Here is a 19,098-nt window from a genome sequence, read left to right as displayed (position 1 = left end):
ACGAACGCTACCCACCCGCCTTGGAGCATGATCCGGACCCGAAGGGCCGCTTTAGCGCAAAAGTGGAAACCGGTTTTCCCTTAGAGCCTTTTCGGTTCTGATTGAATCAGAACCGAGGCTCTAATCTTTTGTTTTGACGCGTTTCCTTCACGCGAACCGGTATCCACTTCGCTCGAAAACGCTATAGCTAACAAACGCGTAACGCGTTTGCACGGAGATCATGCTCAAACAAAGAGATGAGATCATGATGCGATTCCACTTAATCACATCATGATCTAGGAGGCCTATGAGGAAGAAAACCAGGACGACGGCATCCAGGCTTGCAAAACGCCGCAAAGCTGGCGCCGTCGGCGGCAAGCCTGCGCGGCAGCGCGCCTCATCCAGCACGCGAAGGTCGGCCGCCTCCGGCGAGGCCAAGGCGGAGATTCGCCGGCTGAAAAGCGAACTCAAGCGGGCGCTGTCACATATCGAGGAGTTGAAGGCCTCGGCCAATACCGACTTCCTGCTGGAGATTCCCAACCGCCGCGGCTTTGAACGCCTGCTTAATCGCGCCATCTCCTACATCCAACGCTACCGTGCCGGTGGCGCGCTGATCGTGCTCGACGTCGATCGCCTCAAACCGATCAACGACGCCTTTGGGCACGCGGCGGGGGACCAGGTGCTGAAGGCGATCGTGGCGGTGCTCTCGCGCCAGATCCGCTCCTCCGACGTGGTCGGACGGCTGGGCGGCGACGAGTTTGCACTTTTGTTGTGGAATCTCACCGAGACCGACGCGCACGCCAAGGCCGCGTCATTAGAACAGGCGATCGATGGCCTGAGCTTCCTGTTCGACGGCAAAACCGTCACGACAGGTGCGTCCGCCGGCGTGGCCATTCTTGGACCGCACTCCGAGGCCGGGCGTAGCCTCGAAGAAGCCGATTGCGCGATGTATGTGCGCAAGGCGCAGCGCCGCCATGAAGCGTAAGGCGTAGCTGTCTCCGACAGCAAGCTGTAGCCTTCCACGAACCGCTGCCGTTCGCTTTCCATCAGCCGAGCAGGATCATGACCCAGCCAGTGCCGTTCACGTTGCGCATGCCGGATGCCGACCTTGCCGATTTGCGCGAGCGCCTCGCCCGCACCCGTCTTCCCGATCAGGCGCCCGGCGAGCCATGGGCCTACGGAACCGATGTTGCTTACCTGCGTGGGCTCATCGAATATTGGCGCACCGGTTTTGATTGGAGGGCGGAGGAAGCAGCCCTCAATGCCTTCCAGCAATTCCGCGTTCCCATCGACGGCATCGATCTCCATTATCTGCATGTAGCAGGCGTCGGGCCCAATCCCATGCCGTTGCTTCTGCTCCATGGCTGGCCCGGATCGGTGTTCGAGTTTCTCGACATCATTCCTCGCCTCACCGATCCGGCGCGCTTCGGCGGCGATGCCCGCGATGCCTTTACCGTGGTGGCGCCGTCCCTGCCGGGATACGGGCTTTCTTTCCGGCCCGGCCAGAAGCGATATGGGGTGCCGGAAATGGCGGACTGTGTCGCGACGCTCATGCATGAGGTGCTCGGCTTCTCCCGCTTCGGCGCGCAGGGCGGCGACTGGGGCGCTGCCGTCACGAGCCGGCTCGCCTACGCCTATCCGGATCGGATGATCGGCATCCACATCAACCTGATGATGGCCGCGGGCCGTGACCCCACGGCATTTCAGAATCCGACCGAAGAGGAGAAGCGCTATCTGGCAGAACTGTCGCATTGGACCCGCGAAGAAACCGGGTATTCGTGGATCCAGGGTACGCGCCCGCAGACGCTGGCCTTCGCGCTGACGGATTCGCCTGCGGGACTGGCGGCCTGGATCGTTGAAAAATTCCGCGCCTGGTCGGATTGCGACGGCGACGTCGAGCGCGCCATCAGCCGCGACCGCATGCTCGCCGACATCTCGCTCTACTGGTTCACTGGTGCAATCGGCTCATCGTTCTGGCCGTATTATGCGAGGCTTCACGGCTCGGCCATCCTGCCAGCCGGCGACGCGATCACCGTGCCGACAGGTTACGCGCAATTCCCGCGTGAGATCCTCAAACCGCCGCGCAAGACCGCCGAGCGCGTATTCAAGGACATCCGCCGCTGGAGCGTGATGGAGAAGGGTGGGCATTTCGCGGCTCTTGAACAGCCCGAGTCGCTTGCGCGGGAGGTGCGCGCCTTCTTCCGCGAACTGCGCTGATCAGGCGGCCTCGTCGCCGGTTTGTGTCGAGGCGTGGCCGCCCAGGGCCCTCTGCAATTCGCTCAGCTCCATTTCCAGATACTCGTTTGCCATGAGCAGCACCTTAATCGTGCTGCGCATGTTTCCGTCGCACATCGCAATCGCCTGATCGCAGGCCCGGTCGTAAGGATCGCTGGGAAACTGTGATGCTGGCTCGGACATGGCGCGACTCCATCGTTGGATCGACGGATGTTCCTATTTTGTTCTCGGCGAGTCAAGTGTGCCATCAGTCTCGCTCGGCGGTAAAAATGCTGACCCGGGCAACCGTCGTGCGAACGGTCCCATGCAAGACCCGCGCGAATTCGGAAAGCCCAAATCTCGCTGGCCGGGGGGCGAGACAAAAGATGTCACGCGATGATATCGGGCGTGATCTGGTCTTCGATGAAGGCGATGCGGTCGCGCAATTGCAATTTGCGCTTCTTCAGTCGTTGCAACCGCAACAAATCCGGCGCCGGCGATTGATGCAGGGCATCGATTGCCGCGTCGAGGTCGCGGTGCTCCTGTTGCAAACGTGCGAGCTCGGTCTGGAGTTCGCGCTCATCTTCGTCAGTCATGGTGTACTTGGTCGAAAACGAGGGATGAGATTGCGAAGGGTTCCGAAAGCAATATCCTCCCTGTCAGGGCGGTCCGCAAGCGAGTTCGCGAAAAGCTCGGGCAGGAACAGACTTTGGCCAGGCGGCCGCGGGCCGATCGCTATCGGGCCACGACGCATCTCCACGCATCTCCTTGTTCGACCGTGGTCTTTTCGAAAAACGGTTCCATGTCCGGGGGCGCTGCCGACGTTTTCGGCCCGACCTTGCACTCACGGTTCCCGCTCACGATTCGTTACAGCTGACGCCGAAATATGAGGCCGCCGTTTTCGGATGCCCATCGACAGATTTCGGGCTTGGTGTAAACTTGCAAATCCGGATCTGATCTGAGGTCTTAACCAAGCCGAGGAGGTTTCGAATGGCAATTCAGGCGCATCTCGTTGAATTGGAACGGAAACACAAGATTCTGGAAAATGAATTGCACGAAGCTCTGATGCACCTTTCAACGGACGATCTGCAAATTGCCGAATTGAAGCGTCGAAAATTGATGGTTAAGGACGAAATCGAGCGGTTGAAGCATTCCGCGAACGAGACTTTGCACTAGCGAACAACAAAGGCTTCCAGTGATCGTGCGACCGGCGGGTCGATGCCCTTTCGGCATCGCCCGCGCGGAACGTATTTGACGTAGCGTTCTTGCGCGACGGCCAGAGTCATGGCCGGGCTTGTCCCGGCTATGACTCACTTCATGTCCGATCAAGAAGCTAAGGCGTGGATGCGCGGGTCAAGCGCGCGCATGACGAGGGAGGAGTCCTCAAATCGGCTGGGAAGCCAGGGCGGTGGAGATCCCGGCCAGGTCGCCGACATGGTCGGCGATCGAAAGCGAGGAAGTAAGTCCCGGTGACTCAATTCCGAACAGGTTGATCAGCCCGTCCACGCCGTGAATCCCTGGTCCCTGGATCAGGAAATCCTGCACCGCGACGGCCGGCGGAACGATCTTCGGCCTCATGCCCGAATAGCTCGGCATCAGCGCGCCATCTGGCAGCGAAGGCCAATAGCGCCGGATCGCCGGATAAAACCTTTCAGCCCGCGCCGGATCCACGGCGTAGTCGATGCGGTCGACCCATTCGACGTCGGGTCCGAACCGCGCCTGCCCCGCCATGTCGAGGGTGAGATGCACGCCGAGGCCTCCCGGCTCGGGCACTGGATAGATCAGGTGCGAAAACGGCGCCCGCGCGCTGCAACTGAAATAATTGCCCTTCGCCAGATAGGCCGGCGGGATCAGCTCGATCGGCATGCCGTCGATGCTGCGCGCCACCGCCGGCGCTTGCAGTCCTGCGGCGTTGACAAGAAGCCGGCATGCAAGCGACATCGGCGGATTGCCGCCCACGTCGAGCTCTATCCGATCGTCATGGGCCCTGGCGCCCAACACCGGCGTATGAAAGGCAAACGCCGCGCCCGCATCTTCCGCGTCACCGCGCAGCGCCAGCATGTAGGCATGGCTGTCGATGATGCCGGTCGAGGGCGAAAGCAGGGCCGCCTCGCATCGGAGTGCCGGCTCGAGGGCGCGGGCGGCTTCGCCGTCAAGTTCTTGCAAGTCGTCCACGCCATTGGCTTCGGCGTGCGATTTGATGGCCGCTAGCTTTTCGCTCTCTTGCGGCGTCGTCGCGACGATCAGCTTGCCGCAGTTACGATGCGGGACGCCGTGGTCACGGCAATAGCGGTAAAGGGCGCGCTTGCCGCCGACGCACATCCGCGCCATCAGGCTTCCGGCCTTGTAGTAGATGCCGGCGTGGATCACCTCGCTGTTGCGCGATGAGGTGACGGTGCCGATGCCCTCGGCCGCCTCGAGCACGATCACTTCCCGGCCGGCCTGCGCCAGCCGGCGCGCGATCGCGAGCCCGATCACCCCCGCACCAATGACGACGCACTCAACCTTTTCCATTGGTTAGTTTCGGACCCCGACTTGTGGTTTATCTTGTCTCCGCGGCCGCTTCGACGCAGGTTTCCCCGGTTTGCTGCGAAGCGGCCCTATAGCTTCGGTTGTGGCTGCCGCCATTGCACAACCCTTTGGCTCTATTCGGAAACTTTATGGACCGGGTGTGTTAGTGCCTCGTTAATCATGCCCGGCTAATTGCCGCAAATCCCCAACGCATTTTCGCGCACTGTGGGTAGGCGTTTACCCGATCCAAACACGTCAAGCCAGACACTCTGCAGCTGAAATCCGCGGGTGTTTGATGGCTGGCAGGAATTGGCAGGCAAGCGGCAGGACCATGATTCCCGCGGGGATCGTGGCGTGCCTGCTCGCCTCGACGCTGCCTTTGCCGACGGCACACGCTGCCACCTCGCAACCCGCTATCACCACAGATCCGGGCCTGCTCTGGGAGGCGGCGATTGGTGGCATCGTCGTCTGCTGCTTCCTTGTTTCCGTCGCGGTGTGGGTTCTCTCCGCACTGCGAAAGGTCAAACGCTCGCAATTGCGTCGGAACGCCTCCGTCAGCTCCGCCCTGAACAATCTCAATCAGGGCGTGGTCATCACCGATCCGCGCCAGCGGATCGTGTTCTGCAACGACCGCTATCTCGAGATCTACGGCCTTGCCCGCTCGGACGTTCCGCCGCTGATGAACGGAGTGGCGCTTCTGGAGTTGCGGCGCAGGCGCGGCGTCCTCGATGTGTCGCCTGAGGATTTCTTTGCCCTTGCCAGCGCCCCCGAGGGGCACATCACTGAATTGCCCGGCGGGCGCGCAATTCTGGCAAAGCATTTTCATTTGCCGAACGGCGGCTCGCTGTCGACGCACGAAGATTGCACCGAGCAACGCCAGCTTTCGAGACAACTCGCCTCGACCAAACAATTCCTCGAATCGGTTCTCCAGAACGTTCCGGTGTGCGTGGCCGCCAAGAACATCGAGGACGGCCGCTACATCTTCGCCAACCGCGCCTTTGAACGCTTCTCGCGCTTTTCCCGCGATTTCATCGTCGGCAGACGCGCTGACGAGATTTTCCGCCCCGACACGGCCGCGAGCATCGAGGCCGCGGACCGCGCGGCGCTGAATTCGCCCGACGGCCAGTACACCAACGAATTCGTCGTCGAGCGCGGTTCGAGGAAACGCATTCTTGCCAGCAACCGTGTGATCGCGCGCAACGACAGGAACGAGCCGGAATTCCTGATCGCATGGTTTGATGACGTCACCGAACGCAAATCGCTTTCCCGGGAACTGGAAAGCACCAAGAAGTTTCTCGAACTGGTCGTCGACAACATCCCGGTCTCCCTGACCGTGGAGCGCGTCTCGGATGGACGTTACCTTCTCGCCAATCGCAGTGCCGAGACCATCCTGAACCGGAGTCGCGAAGAAGCCACCGGATTGACGGCTGCGGATATCTTCGATCCGCGCGAAGCCAGTCTGATCATCGCGCGCGACCAGGCCGCGATCAAGAAACGCGGCCTTCTCACCGAGGAGCACCCGATCAGCACCAAGAACGGCCTCCGGCTGTTCCTGACCCGCCGCATGACGGTTCTCGGCGATGCCGGCGAGCCGCAATACCTGATCAAGACCCACGAGGACGTCACCGACCGCCGCCAGACCGAGTCACGCATGGCCCATATGGCCTATCACGACGGCCTGACCGATCTGCCGAACCGCGCGGCTTTCCTCCAGGCGCTGACGCAGATGATCGAAGCCTGCAGTGGCTCCGACGAGGAATTTGCGGTGCTGTCGATCGACCTGGACGGTTTGAAGGAGATAAACGACGTGTTCGGCCACGCGACCGGCGACAAGCTGCTGATCGAGGTGGCGAAGCGGTTGCAGGCCTCGTCGCGCGGCGGCGTGGTGGCGCGGCTTTCCGGCGACGAGTTCGGGTTGATCATCGACGGCAAGCAGCCGGTGGCCGGCATGTTGCTCGCCGAGCAACTCGCCGAAACGCTGGCCAAGGAATTCATGATCGAAGGCAAGTCGGTGCGCACCGGCATCACGACCGGCATTTCGATATTCCCGCACAACGGCGCTGATGCGGCTTCCCTGCTCGCCAACGCGGGCGCCGCATTGTTCCGCGCCAAGGCGAAATCGCGCGGCACGATCAGCATCTACGAACCGGAGATGGATGAGCAGATCCGCGACCGTCGCGTGCTGCACCAGGACCTTTCGACTGCCATCAAGAATAACGAACTGCTGCTCTACTATCAGCCGCAGGCAATGTCACGCCAGCTCGTCGGCGATGGCGGTGTCATCGGCTTCGAATCGCTGGCGCGCTGGCGGCACCCGGTGCGCGGCTTCGTGCAGCCTTCCGATTTCATTCCGCTTGCGGAAGAGAGCGGCCTGATCGTGGAGATGGGCGAATGGATCCTGCGCGAAGCCTGCCGCGAGGCCGCCTCCTGGCCGTTACCGTTGCAGATTGCGGTGAACCTCTCGCCAGCGCAATTTGCCCATGGCGACGTTGTCAGCCTGGTGCATTCGATCCTCCTCGAAACCGGGCTGTCACCGGGCCGGCTCGAGCTTGAGATCACCGAGGGCGTGCTGATCGAGGATTTCGACCGGGGTCTTGCGCTGCTGCGGCGGCTGAAGGGCCTCGGCGTGCGCATTTCCATGGATGATTTCGGCAGCGGCTATTCTTCGCTGAGCTATCTGCAGGCTTTTCCGTTCGACAAGATCAAGATCGACCGCGCCTTTGTCATGAATCTCGGACGCAATCCGCAGTCGGCAGCGATCATCCGGGCAGTCATCGGCCTTGGCCACGGCATGGAAATGTCGATCGTTGCCGAAGGCGTGGAAACCCAGGAGCAACTCGGATTCCTCGCGGAACAGGGCTGCGATGTCGTGCAAGGCTACTTGATCGGCAGGCCGCTGCCGATCAGCCAATACGATGCGCTGGTTGGCCGCACAAAGGCCGAAATGGTCAAGCCCGCGCGCAGGACCGGCTGAGTCAAACCGTTTTCTGCCGCGTTTCCGCTGAGGGCGGGTAGTCATCCCGATTAAGTGCGGACACGGTTCGCCCCGAGGCGCTATAGCTGGCACATGGCGGATTTCGATCTTGCGGTCATCGGGGGTGGTTTGAACGGCGTCAGCCTTGCGCGCGACGCCGCTGGGCGCGGGCTCAGGGTCGTCCTGCTCGAGCAGGGGGATCTCGGCGGCGCCGCCTCGATCGCCTCGGGACGATTGATCCAGGGCGACCTTGCGGTGCTCGAACGCAGGGCCCTGTCGCGGGTTCGCACGGCGCTCGCCGAACGCGACACCTGGCTCAAGATCGCCCCGCATCTGGTGCGGCCCGCGCGGTTCGTCATCCCTGCCCGTTCCGACGAGCGTCCGCTCTGGCTGCTTCGGCTGGGCCTGGTCGCCTACGACCGCCTGGCCCCGCCTGGCGGATTGCCGCCGTCGGGCGCCATCGACGTCACCCATCATCCGATCGGCAACGCGCTGCAGCGGCCGTTCGGCACAGCTTTCGAATACTCCGATTGCCTGGTGGATGATTCGCGCCTGGTGATCGCTCATGCGCTGGATGCTGCCGAGCGTGGCGCGGTTATCCGCACCGGCGCGCGCTGCGTTCGTGCCGACCGTCTCGACATCTGGCGGCTGGTGGTGATCGATCGCGGCCACCGGCAGGTGATCACGTCCAGGGCGCTGGCGAATGCGGCAGGGGCCTGGACCGGCACGGTGGCGGAGACCGTGCTCCGAATGCCGCCGCCGCGCGCCAGCCTGATCAAGATGGGCCAGATCATTGTCCGGCGCCTGTTTGACACCGACAACGTCTACGTCTTTCAGCACCGCGACCGGCGGCTGGTCTTTGCCAGTCCCTACCAGCGCGATTTTACCATGATCGGCACCGCCGCGAAGCTGTTCAAGGGCGACCCCGCCGCGGTGTCGATCGGCGCCGATGACGTTGCCTATCTCTGTGATGCGGCCAACCGGTATTTCAGGGCACATCTCGATACATCCGACGTGATCCGGTCTTTTTCCGGCGTCAACCTGGTCGCCGGCCGCCCCGGCAAGCGCTTCGCGCGCGAGGGGACGATGTATTTCGATGCGCGACGGGGCAAGGCACCGCTCCTGACCGTCTTTGGCGGCGACATCACGACGGCGCGGCTGCGCGCCGAGCATGCCGTGTCGCGGCTCACGCCTTTCTATCCGATGTCGCCGCGCTGGACTGCGCAGGCGGCGCTGCCAGGCGGCGATTTTCCGTGGAATGAGTTCGACGCCGAGGTCGAGCGCGCCCGCGAGCGCTGGAAATTTCTCGACCAGGACCAGGCCGTACGGCTGGTCTCGGCTTACGGCTCACGCCTTGACGCCGTGCTTGGAAACGAGCGCGAAAGGGCCGATCTTGGTGCGGCCTTTGGACCGGAACTGACGGCCGCGGAGGTGCGCTATCTCATGGACAAGGAGTGGGCGCGTTTCCCGGAAGACATCCTCTGGCGACGCTCGAAGCTCGGCCTCACCATGACGGTTTCCGACCGCGAGCAGCTTGCCGCCTTCATGGCAGCCGGGTGTGAGGTGTCGAAGGCATCCTTTGGCAAGGAATGAGGGAACCGCACTGGGACGCCACCTCGGCTCGGCGCGTCAAGATCCTTTGTAATGGCCGGCTCGCCAGCTTGCGCGGAGCAATGCCTTCGCGCTGGTCGTTTGATTACCTTTCATCCCATCCCGAGCCAATCCGCCTTGTCCTCCGGCTCGCGGGATTGGCTGCCCGTGCCGCACCACGGTCTGATCTGACGTGAAGTCAAGGGGCCGGCGGTTTTCCCTCGGAACGCAAGAGCAGGAAATTCGTTCATGTCACAGTGCATCATTTCTTTAGCGAGAGAGGTTTTGCCATGAGTACGAGTAAAATTACCATCACGCTCTCCCTGGTCGGTGCAATGTCGCTTTCGGCACTTGCGCCCGCAAGTTCTGCACCGCTGACTGCTCTTTCGGCGGCAGCCAAACCAAGCGAGCCGGCTGTGCAACAGGTGCGCTGGGGTGGATGGCGCGGTGGCGGCTGGGGTGGCGGCTGGGGTTGGGGTTTTGGCGCGCTGGCCGCGGGAGCTCTGATTGGCGGCGCCCTCGCAGCCGCAACAACGCCGTACTACGGTTATGGCTACGGATATCCGGCTTACGGCTATGGCTACGGATATCCGGCTTATGGCTACGGATATCAGGGATATCCGGCTTACGGCTATGCCAACCCCGGTTACGGCTATTCCTATCCAACTTACGGATATTACCGGCCCTACGGTGCCTACGCCTATTCCAACCGCCCCTATTGGCGTGACCGCTATTACCGGTACTGATCTTTCAGGCTTGGCCGAGCCGAGGCCTCCCTGCGGGCGTCAGCGCCTGCAGAGAGGCTGGCGGCCTTCGATTGACGAGCGGCCAGGAATGCGATGTGCGATCGGCACGCCGACCACCACAATGATTGTCACCGCCTTTCGCAGATTGTCATAGACGTGCCGCGTCGCCCCGGCCGGATCGCCGTGACGATCGATCCCCAAATCATCATCGGGCGGCACAAGCCCACTCTTCAACACCTAACACAACCCCTGGCAGTTGAGCCGGGACCGGTCCGCCGCTAGGTTCCGGCGTGAGTGGGGCGAGTGATCGTCATGACCGAGGACACGTCGAAAGCGGCGCAAGCGGAGGCGCGGACGCCGGAAGCGCCAGCCACATCCGGCCTGCCGCTGTTGCGAATCGAAGCGGTCGTCAAGGAATTCGGCAGCTTTCGCGCCGTTGACGGTTTATCGCTCGACATCCGGACCGGGGAATTTTTCGCCCTGCTCGGTCCAAGCGGCTGCGGCAAGACCACGCTGCTCAGGATGCTGGCCGGGTTCGAAACGCCCGATCAGGGGCGCATTCTGCTCAATGGCGAGGACATCGCGCCGGTCCTGCCGCACGAGCGACCCGTCAACATGATGTTCCAGAATTATGCCCTGTTTCCCCATCTCAACGTGCATGAGAACATCGCGTTCGGATTGAGGCGTGCGCGCCTGCCGCGGTCGGAGATCGACGCCCGCGTCGCCGAGATGGTTGCGCTGGCGAAGCTCGAGGGTCTGGAGAAGCGCAAGCCCGACCAGCTCTCCGGCGGACAAAAACAGCGCGTGGCGCTGGCGCGCTCGCTGGCGCGGCGCCCGCAGGTTTTGCTGCTCGACGAGCCGCTTGCAGCGCTCGACAAGAAGCTGCGCGAAGGCACGCAGCTCGAACTGATGGAACTGCAGCGGCGGCTCGGCCTCACCTTCATCATCGTCACCCATGACCAGGAGGAGGCGATGACGGTGGCGAGCCGGATCGGCGTGATGAATGCCGGCCGCCTCGAACAGGTTGCGACGCCGCGCGAACTGTATGAGGCGCCGGCGACACGCTGGGCTGCGCAGTTCGTGGGCGACATCAACCTGATCGACGGGCAGATCCATCGCCAGCGCACTCCCGTGACGATGGCGCGGCGGCTCGTGATTGCCACGCGCGATGCCGGGACCGTCTATGCCGCCGAACCGCGCCAGGCCATCGTCAAGGACGATGTCTGCGTCGCGATCCGTCCCGAAAAGATCAAGCTGTCGCGCCGTGGTCCCGTGTCGGAGAACACGCCGGCGCTGAACCGGATGGAAGGGATCGTGACCGATATCGGCTATCTCGGCGGCGTGACCACCTACAAGGTGAGGCTGGACTCGGGCGCCGTGCTGCGCGCGTCGATGGCGAACACCGCGCGGATCGATCTTGACGCCTACAGCGTGAACCAGCGCGTGGTGGCGTGGTTCACGCCGGACGATTGCGTGGTGCTGGAGCAATGAGCGCGCGTTCCATCTTCGCGCGCCCGGCGCGGCTTGCGGGCCTGGCGCCCTATCTCTGGATGGCGCTGTTCTTCCTGGTGCCATTCGTCTTCGTCCTGAAGATAAGCCTGTCGCAAACCGCAATCGCGCAGCCTCCCTATACGCCGGTGTTCGACGCGGAGGAGGGGATCGCGGGGATCGTTGCGGCATTCCTCGGCCTTTCGTTCGACAATTTCACGCTGCTCGTCTCCGACAATCTCTACATCCTTTCATATGCGCGCAGCCTCTTCGTCGCCGCGGTCTCGACGTCGATCCTGCTCGGAATCGGCTATCCGATCGCCTATGGCATGGCGCGCCTGCCGCGAGGCTGGCAGAGCGTGGCGATGATGCTGGTGATCGTTCCGTTCTGGACGTCGTTTTTGATCCGCATCTATGCCTGGATCAACATCCTGCAGCATGACGGATTGCTGAACCAGGTTCTTGTTGCCCTGCGTCTGGTCGCGGCGCCGCTGGTGTGGCTCTCAACCGACACCGCGATGTATATCGGCATCGTCTATTCCTATCTGCCGTTCATGATCCTCCCGATCTATGCGACGCTTGCCAAAATGGATCGCGCGCTCCTGGAGGCGGCCGGCGATCTCGGCGCCTCGCGGCTGCAATCGTTCTGGCTGGTGACGTTCCCGCTGTCGTTGCCCGGCGTCGGCGCGGGCGTTTTGCTGTGCTTCATTCCGATCGTCGGCGAATTCGTCACGCCCGATTTGCTGGCGGGCTCGAATTCGCTGATGATCGGCCAGACACTGTGGCTGGAATTTTTCACCAACAAGGATTGGCCGGTCGCCTCCGCCGTGGCAGTCGTCCTCCTGTTGTTGTTGCTTGCGCCCTTGCTGATCTACGACCGCCTGCAGCGGACGCAATTGGAGCGCACCTGGTGATGTTGGCTGTCCGACACGCTTTCTCGCTCCCCTGCCCGTTGTGGGGAGGGGTTGCGGGTGGGGGTGGTGTTAACAAGGGCCTTCGCGTCACCCCCCTCCCTGACCAATGGGGCAGGGAAAAGAAAGTGGGGCGCCGATGAATCCGTCGCACAGACTTTCCACCTTCAACATCACCACGCTCGCGCTGGGACTGGCGTTTCTGTATCTGCCGATCGTGATTCTCGTGATCTATTCGTTCAACGCCTCGCGGCTGGTCACGGTGTGGGGCGGCTGGTCGTTGCGCTGGTATTTTGAATTCTTCAACGATCAGGCGATGCTCGATGCCGCCTGGATGAGCTTGCGCGTCGCGGTGACCTCCGCGAGCCTTGCGACGCTGCTCGGCACGCTGGCCGCACTCGCGCTGTCGCGCGGCGCCGATTTCACCGGACGCACGCTGTTCTCCGGCATGCTCTACGCGCCGCTGGTAATGCCCGAAGTCATCACCGGGCTTTCGTTGCTGTTGTTGTTCGTGGCGCTCGGCGCCGGGCGCGGCTTCTGGACCGTGACCATCGCCCACACCACGCTCACCATGTGCTTCGTCGCCGTGGTGGTGCAGTCGCGCCTTACCTCGCTCGATCCGACCCTGGAAGAGGCCGCGATGGACCTCGGCTGCAATCCGGCGCGCGCCTTTGCCGCGGTGACGCTGCCGTTGATTCTGCCCTCGATCGCCGCAGGCTGGATGCTCGCCTTCACGCTGTCGCTCGACGATCTTGTGATCGCAAGCTTCACCACAGGACCGGGTTCGGCGACGCTGCCGATCCGTATCTATTCGGAGGTGCGGCTTGGCGTGAAACCTGAAATCAACGCGATCTGTACGCTGGTGATCGCGCTGATCGCGGCGGTGATCATTGTTGCCTCGCTGGCTGCGAAGCTTTCCGATGCGAGGGGGGAGAGCGGCGCGCCGCTGTGATTCTGTCATTGCGAGGAGCCAACGGGTCCGCGCAAAGCGCGGCCCGATGACAGGCTCCCGCGACGAAGCATACCTGTCACCTCCTGCACCGTCATTCCGGGGCGCGAGTGAAACGAGCGAGCCCGGAATCCATAACCGCCATCGGGAGTATGGATTCCGGGCCTGCGCCTGGCGGCGCATCCCGGAATGACAAATTCAAACTGATCACGACTTCACCGCGCCCGCGGTGAGCCCGCCCACCATGTAGCGGCGGAAGGCGTAGTAGATCGCGGCCGGCGGCAGCGCGTAGATGAAGCCGGTGGTCATCAGCAATTCCCAGGGCGAGTCGTCGGCGGCCAGAAAATTGCCGAGCGCCACGGGCAGCGTGATGTCGCGGTCGTTCGAGAGCAGCAAAAACGCATAGAGATATTCGTTCCAGGCGAGCAGCACCGCATAGGTACCGATCGCGACCAGCGACGGCATCATCAGGGGAACGTAGACCAGGCGGAAGATCTGCAAGGAGGTCGCGCCGTCCATCACGGCGGCTTCATCGAGCTCCACCGGCAGCTTGTCGGAGGCCTGTTTCAGCACCCAGATGGCGTAAGGCGAGGCAATCGTCACCATCGCGAGAATCAGCGCCCAGCTGGTGTTGAGCAGGCCGTAATTGCCCATGGTGCGGTACATCGGCACGGCCAGGAAGGCCGCCGGAATGAAGTAGGTGAACAGCGCCAGGTTGAGCACCATGCGTCCGCCCGGCACGCGCAGGCGCGAGATCGCAAAGGCGGCCGCGGTCGCAATGAAAAGCGTCAGCGCGCCGACGGAAGCCGCGATCACGGTCGAATTGCCAAGCTGCACCCAGAAATCCCGCAGGAAATAGTGCTGCTGGTAAAATACGATCTCGAAATTGTGCAGGGTCGGATGAGTGGGCCACAATTTGCCGGAGAAAGCATCTTCCTTCGGCGAGATCGCGAACACGAACATGTGGTAGATCGGAACCAGCGTCCAGATCAGGACGGGAATGCCGATCAGGAGCAGCCGCGCCTCGTGGCCGGCTTCGCGCCAGGTCGGAAGCCTTAGAGCCGGGAGCTTCATCGCGACAACCGTTTCATCATGAAATAGACCAGCGGCAGCACCAGCGGCATCGCGCAGACGATCGAGGCCATGGCGAGGTTGAGCTGGTCGAGCCGCAGGTAGCGGATACCGAGCGTCGAGAGCACGTGGGTAAGATCGGCCGGTCCGCCACCCGTCAACAGGTAGACACTGTTGAAGTCGCCGAGCGTCCAGATCATCGAGAGCAGCGTGCAGGTCAGGTACAGCGGCAGCATCGACGGCCAGGTGATATAGCGGAATTTCTGCCACCAGCTCGCGCCGTCAACCTCGGCGGCCTCGAACAGGTCCTGCGAGATCGCGAGCCGTCCCGTCATCAGGATCAACGTCCAGAACGGCAGCGATTTCCAGATGTGCACGCCGATCGCCATCGAAAGCGCCACGGTCGGATCGTTCAGCCAGTTCGGGCCGTCGTCGCCGGTGAATTTGAAAATCAGCTGGTTGACCATGCCCCATTCGGGATTGAGCATGAAACGCACCGACAGGATGGTCGGGATCGACGGTACCGCCCAGGGCAGGATGAAAATCACGGAAAGCCATTTGATCCAGCTTCGCGACTGCACGAAGAAACCGGACAGGAACAGCGCGATCAGCATTTTCAGGTTGATGCCGACGACGAGGAAGATCAGCGTGTTGACGGCGGCGCGCGCGAAGATCGGATCGTGAAAGAGCGCGACATAGTTCGATGGCTGCCGCGCCAGCCAGAAGCCGTAGCCGACCGGATAGACGACGAAGGCGAGGAACACCAGGAGGTAGGGCACGATCATCACGATGCCCCAGACCTGCGGTGTCGACAGCCGCGCCGGAAGCGGCGCGCCGGGCACGGCAGAATCGGGTGCTGCAAGGGTGATCGCCATGTTTGGTTACTCAGATCTCTTGCTTCTCGCACCTCGCCCCGCTTGCGGCATTGCTATCGCCTATCGCTGGCGCTGTCTTCTCCCTCCCCCCTGTGGGGAGGGTCGGCGAGCGGAAGCGAGCCGGGGTGGGGGTCCTCTAAAGTTCTTCCTCAATCTTTGTAACTTTCTTGATGACGCTAACGCCCCCACCCGACCGTCGCTTCGCGACGGCCACCCTCCCCACGCGTTCCGCGGGGGAGGGATAGGAGGCTACCCCGCCACCTCCTTGATGCGGGCGATCAGCTCGTCGACCGCCTTGTCGACCGGCACCTTCTCGCTGACCACGCGGTTCATCGCCTTTGCCCAGACGTTCTCGTTGTTGAGGATCGTGAACTTCCAGTTCTTCGTGAAATCGAATGGTTGCGTGCCGCCCGTGAACTGGTTGTAGACCGCCTTGCGATGGCGATCCGCCTGCCAGAACGGGCTGCTCTGGCCGGCGACCGTCACCGGGAACCAGCGCCCCAACGCGCCCTCGACATAGGGCTGGAGATTTTCTTCCTGCAGCAGGAATTTGACGAATTCCTTGCCCTGCGCCTTGTTCTTCGCGACCGCAAAGATCAGGCCGGTCTTGACGTCGGAGCGGTACTTGATCGGCGTGCCGTCCGGCTTGTTCGGGAACGAGGCGGTGACGATGGTCTCCTCGTACGCTTTCTTGCCGGCAGCGCGCTGTTCGGGGGTCAGCGCCGGGTTGTTGGCATCGTCAAGCCACTTCGCCGCGATCGAGATCGTGAAGTTGTGCGTCATCACGATCGTCCTGTTGTGGAAGGCGACGTTGTTGTCGGGATCCTTCCAGGTGGTGGAGGAGGGCGGCGTGCAGCCCCTGATGTAGGTGTCGGTGTAATCCTTCAGTGCGTGGATCAGGCCGTCGCGAACCTTGGGATCGTCGACCAGCAGCTTGCCGTCGTCATCGACCAGCTTGACGTTGTAGGCATCCATGAAGGTGTAGAACGACTGGAACGAATCGGTCGATTCCACACCCATCGGCTGGCCGACGCCGTAGATGCGCGTGCCCGTCGCTTTTCGAATGGCTGGCTGCACCTTGTCGCACCAGAACGACCAGTAGTCCGCCCATTTGGCCGGGATGTCGCTCACCTTGAAGCCCGCCTGCTCCAGCATGTCCTGCCAGATCTGCACATGCATGCTCTGCTGCTTCAGCGGGAAGCCGTAATAGGCCTTCTTCTTCGTCTGGTCGTTATAGAGATTGGCGGTCTCCAGCGTGTTCGGCGCGAATGCCGATTTCATCGGCAGCAGGATGTCGGAAAGGTCTTCGAGCTTGCCTTCGAACGCCCATTTGCCCTGTGCCTGCACGTCGTAGCTGTCGGAATAGGCGACATCCGGCACGTTGCCGGAATCAAGCGCCGCGACCGTCTTCGGGATCATGTCCTGGATCGCATATTGCGACAGCTCGACCTTGATGCCGGTCTTGGCCTCGAATTTCTTGATCGCCTCGAGCAGCGCGTCGTCCTCGGATTTGTAAAAGCCCTTGCCGAACCAGACGGTGATTTTTTGCTGGGCGAGCGCCGGCATCGTGGCGCACAGCATCGCCGCGAGCGCGACGGCAAGCCCGATCATTCCACGTGATTTCACGTCATTCCTCCCTGTTCCCGCCGATCTTTTTTTAACCGGTTGGATGAAACACTAGCGCAGGGTTTCGAGGCGAGCCAGCGGCATCTTTTCGCACGCAGGTAGCGAAATAATTTCGTCTTCCGGCTTCAGTTGGGAGTGTTGCTATCTCCACAACGGCGGTGCGCTCCCTCCCCCCTTGTGGGGGAGGGTTGGGGAGAGGGGCCCACACGGGTGGTGGTGCCTTCACGATGAACGTTCCACACGAGCAGTGCCGATGCGGCCACCCCCCTCCCTGGCCCTCCCCCACAAAGGGGGGAGGGAACAAGACGTGGATGCGCCGAATCCATTTTCAAACAGCCAAGATTTAGCGACACGGCTTTGCGATCTCGTCGCATGCGCGCGAGTTTTGTCATCAACAGTTCCGCCCCGGAGGGCGTGGGGAATGCCGGGTGTCCAATGCACCCGCAGCCTCGCGTGCGAAAAACAAAAGCACACGAGTAAGTCACCACAGGTCCACCGGATCGACCCGGCATTCCCGCACGCGATTGGTTTTAACGGTTTCCTTCGCGCTCTCCCTGGTGAGCCGGGCTTTGTTGCCACCATCGCCCGCGAGATCATCACCTCGACAGGCTTGACATCAGCGTCGGGATGTCAGGACCACACGACTTCGCCGTCCGCGACAGCGCGCTTCGTCCTTGCGTGCCATCGGCGTCCACCGCATCCCGCCTCACGTCCGTGACGATCGCGAAACGCCCCTCGTATGGGACGGGATGGGCGAATCATGGATGTGATTTGGGGGAAGCGCGAAGGGAAATATTTTTATGGACAGGACTGGACAGGTAGAAACAGGTTGATCGGGTTGGAAAAATTCGTGTTTTGGCGCGCGTTGATTTAGTTGAATTCGTCGAGCTCCCTTCCTAACCCCCACAGTACGTCTTACGAGTTAACTGTAGTAATGCGAGCAGTATTACCAAAGGCAACGCGAGCAGCGTCCAACCGTGCTTTGCCATCAAGTTAAGGCCGGTTTCAGAGCTGATAATTTGCCACCTGCCGACCCTCACTACGAAGCGGTTCAAGAGGTACAGGCATCCCAAGATGGGAACAAGCAGCGCTCCAAGCCACCACACCAGCACGGTGGTAACTAAAAACGGCAAAAACAATATGAATGCAAATCGGACGCTAGGTGAAAGGTTCCGTCCCCAAATGTCCCGCTGCATAACGTCGGTGTCTAGGCAAACGGCCTTGCCCACATGCTCAAAGACTTGGCGTGCAAAGCCACGCCAGACATCCATGGGCACGTTCCGAATGCGTACAAACGCTTCGTCGGTTAGACGACGACCGCATTCCAATCTGTTGGTTACCCCCGCATCAACACAGAATTTGTCAGTAGACAAGGGGTAATGCCCGCCTGAGCCAAGCAGCTGGTCCAAAACAGGTCGCGGCGTTCCCGGTGTAACCGCAATGTCTGATGGTTTGATCTGACCGACACCCAACCTAAACTGGTATTGAATATATGGCTTATCATCGACCTGATTCCGAAATATCCCTACACTATAGATGAGCGTGTCGTGGAAGCCGTCCGCCCACTCAATATTCTGCACGTCAGACCGTTGAAACGGTTGGATGTCGATGATGCGGCTCAACAAGAGCGGCGCACCAACGGAAATCATCAGAAACACTCCATCGGCCACAAGTATAAGGGCGAGCAAGCGAAATAGGCGGAAAAGAATCTGCGAAATGGTGATTGGATTATCCTGCGAGAACCAGGCGACAAATCGATACAGGCCCACGAAAACGACGGCGCTGCACGCAGACAAAACTCCATACGCAAATATGAATAGTGCTGCCGTGACATTAACGAAATAACTAGCATGAAAAAAATGATCTGGTGTTAGCAGGCGATCAAATGCGCTTCCTGCAGCGCTCCGAAACCTATCGTATTCGTCAGGCCGTAACTCAATCGCAAGTCCGTTCTTCAGGAAGGCGAAAAGTTGGTCGGTGCCCACATATACAAATTGCAGCGTCACGAGGCACGCGATTGCTGCAAGGAATAGAAACGCCGATGACCTCATAAGAATTGTGGAGTGTCTCGAACCAAAAACCCTTTCAATAGCCGTGCGTAGAGCTTTGATTATCGTTTTGCGTGGTAGTCCGAGTTGAAAAAACGTCGCTCGATTTCGGGTAA

At 61.4% G+C, this 19,098-nt stretch carries 16 protein-coding genes; 9 read left to right on the top strand and 7 right to left on the bottom strand.

Going from position 1 to position 19,098, the window contains the following annotated elements:
• Positions 1 to 286: 286 nt before the first annotated feature.
• Positions 287 to 964, top strand: coding sequence for a GGDEF domain-containing protein (locus tag VNX23_RS15725; protein WP_325631472.1), 678 nt, complete (start codon positions 287 to 289; stop codon positions 962 to 964).
• A 77-nt stretch (positions 965 to 1,041) separates the two neighbouring features.
• Positions 1,042 to 2,196 carry an epoxide hydrolase gene (locus VNX23_RS15720; RefSeq protein WP_325631471.1) on the top strand — a complete coding sequence of 385 codons (1,155 nt, stop codon included), beginning with the start codon at positions 1,042 to 1,044 and terminating at the stop codon, positions 2,194 to 2,196.
• Here VNX23_RS15720 and VNX23_RS15715 read toward each other — a convergent pair whose 3' ends face one another.
• Together VNX23_RS15715 and VNX23_RS15710 are read right to left on the bottom strand one after the other, a co-directional pair.
• Positions 2,197 to 2,397: a hypothetical protein gene (locus VNX23_RS15715; protein WP_325631469.1), complete on the bottom strand. Its 201-nt coding sequence runs from the start codon at positions 2,395 to 2,397 to the stop codon at positions 2,197 to 2,199. It abuts the gene before it with no gap.
• Positions 2,398 to 2,582: 185 nt separating this feature from the next.
• Complete coding sequence (locus tag VNX23_RS15710; RefSeq protein ID WP_325631468.1) at positions 2,583 to 2,789, bottom strand: YdcH family protein; 207 nt, start codon at positions 2,787 to 2,789, stop codon at positions 2,583 to 2,585.
• Between the two features lie 394 nt (positions 2,790 to 3,183).
• Between VNX23_RS15710 and VNX23_RS15705 the strand changes: the two genes are divergently transcribed.
• Positions 3,184 to 3,369 carry a YdcH family protein gene (locus VNX23_RS15705; RefSeq protein ID WP_325631466.1) on the top strand — a complete coding sequence of 62 codons (186 nt, stop codon included), beginning with the start codon at positions 3,184 to 3,186 and terminating at the stop codon, positions 3,367 to 3,369.
• A 207-nt stretch (positions 3,370 to 3,576) separates the two neighbouring features.
• On the opposite strand, the gene VNX23_RS15700 is transcribed toward VNX23_RS15705, so the two are convergent.
• Positions 3,577 to 4,707 (bottom strand): NAD(P)/FAD-dependent oxidoreductase, encoded by a 1,131-nt coding sequence (locus VNX23_RS15700; RefSeq protein ID WP_325631465.1) that lies wholly within the window; start codon positions 4,705 to 4,707, stop codon positions 3,577 to 3,579.
• 292 nt (positions 4,708 to 4,999) lie between these two features.
• On the opposite strand from VNX23_RS15700, the gene VNX23_RS15695 reads away from it, so the two are divergent.
• The 6 genes from VNX23_RS15695 to VNX23_RS15670 all read left to right on the top strand — a co-directional run bounded on the left by VNX23_RS15695 (position 5,000) and on the right by VNX23_RS15670 (position 13,365).
• Positions 5,000 to 7,678, top strand: a complete 2,679-nt coding sequence (locus VNX23_RS15695; RefSeq protein ID WP_325631463.1) for a sensor domain-containing protein — start codon at positions 5,000 to 5,002, stop codon at positions 7,676 to 7,678.
• A gap of 93 nt (positions 7,679 to 7,771) precedes the next feature.
• Positions 7,772 to 9,271: a glycerol-3-phosphate dehydrogenase gene (locus tag VNX23_RS15690; protein WP_325631461.1), complete on the top strand. Its 1,500-nt coding sequence runs from the start codon at positions 7,772 to 7,774 to the stop codon at positions 9,269 to 9,271.
• A 287-nt stretch (positions 9,272 to 9,558) separates the two neighbouring features.
• Positions 9,559 to 10,014, top strand: a complete 456-nt coding sequence (locus VNX23_RS15685; protein ID WP_325631459.1) for a hypothetical protein — start codon at positions 9,559 to 9,561, stop codon at positions 10,012 to 10,014.
• Positions 10,015 to 10,326: 312 nt separating this feature from the next.
• Positions 10,327 to 11,505 carry an ABC transporter ATP-binding protein gene (locus tag VNX23_RS15680; RefSeq protein WP_325631457.1) on the top strand — a complete coding sequence of 393 codons (1,179 nt, stop codon included), beginning with the start codon at positions 10,327 to 10,329 and terminating at the stop codon, positions 11,503 to 11,505.
• A complete protein-coding gene (locus VNX23_RS15675; protein WP_325631455.1) occupies positions 11,502 to 12,416 on the top strand; it encodes an ABC transporter permease in 915 nt (304 codons plus the stop codon). Before VNX23_RS15680 ends, VNX23_RS15675 begins: the two co-directional genes overlap by 4 nt.
• Positions 12,417 to 12,552: 136 nt before the next feature.
• A complete protein-coding gene (locus VNX23_RS15670) occupies positions 12,553 to 13,365 on the top strand; it encodes an ABC transporter permease (RefSeq protein ID WP_325631453.1) in 813 nt (270 codons plus the stop codon).
• Between the two features lie 204 nt (positions 13,366 to 13,569).
• On the opposite strand, the gene VNX23_RS15665 is transcribed toward VNX23_RS15670, so the two are convergent.
• From VNX23_RS15665 to VNX23_RS15650, 4 genes are all read right to left on the bottom strand, one after another.
• The gene (locus VNX23_RS15665; protein ID WP_325631452.1) at positions 13,570 to 14,436 is read right to left on the bottom strand and encodes a carbohydrate ABC transporter permease; all 867 of its coding nucleotides are present in this window, start codon (positions 14,434 to 14,436) and stop codon (positions 13,570 to 13,572) included.
• Positions 14,433 to 15,308, bottom strand: coding sequence for a sugar ABC transporter permease (locus VNX23_RS15660; protein ID WP_325631450.1), 876 nt, complete (start codon positions 15,306 to 15,308; stop codon positions 14,433 to 14,435). The genes VNX23_RS15665 and VNX23_RS15660 overlap by 4 nt, the downstream gene beginning before the upstream one ends.
• A gap of 249 nt (positions 15,309 to 15,557) precedes the next feature.
• Complete coding sequence (locus tag VNX23_RS15655; protein ID WP_414643009.1) at positions 15,558 to 16,919, bottom strand: ABC transporter substrate-binding protein; 1,362 nt, start codon at positions 16,917 to 16,919, stop codon at positions 15,558 to 15,560.
• A gap of 911 nt (positions 16,920 to 17,830) precedes the next feature.
• Positions 17,831 to 18,940, bottom strand: coding sequence for a hypothetical protein (locus tag VNX23_RS15650; protein WP_325631446.1), 1,110 nt, complete (start codon positions 18,938 to 18,940; stop codon positions 17,831 to 17,833).
• Between the last annotated feature and the right edge of the window lie 158 nt (positions 18,941 to 19,098).

Source organism: Bradyrhizobium sp. (assembly GCF_035570375.1).
In the GTDB taxonomy this organism is placed as follows: Bacteria; Pseudomonadota; Alphaproteobacteria; order Rhizobiales; family Xanthobacteraceae; genus Bradyrhizobium.
The sequence above is the reverse complement of the archived record's forward strand: the minus strand, read 5'-3'. Positions and strand labels throughout refer to the sequence as shown.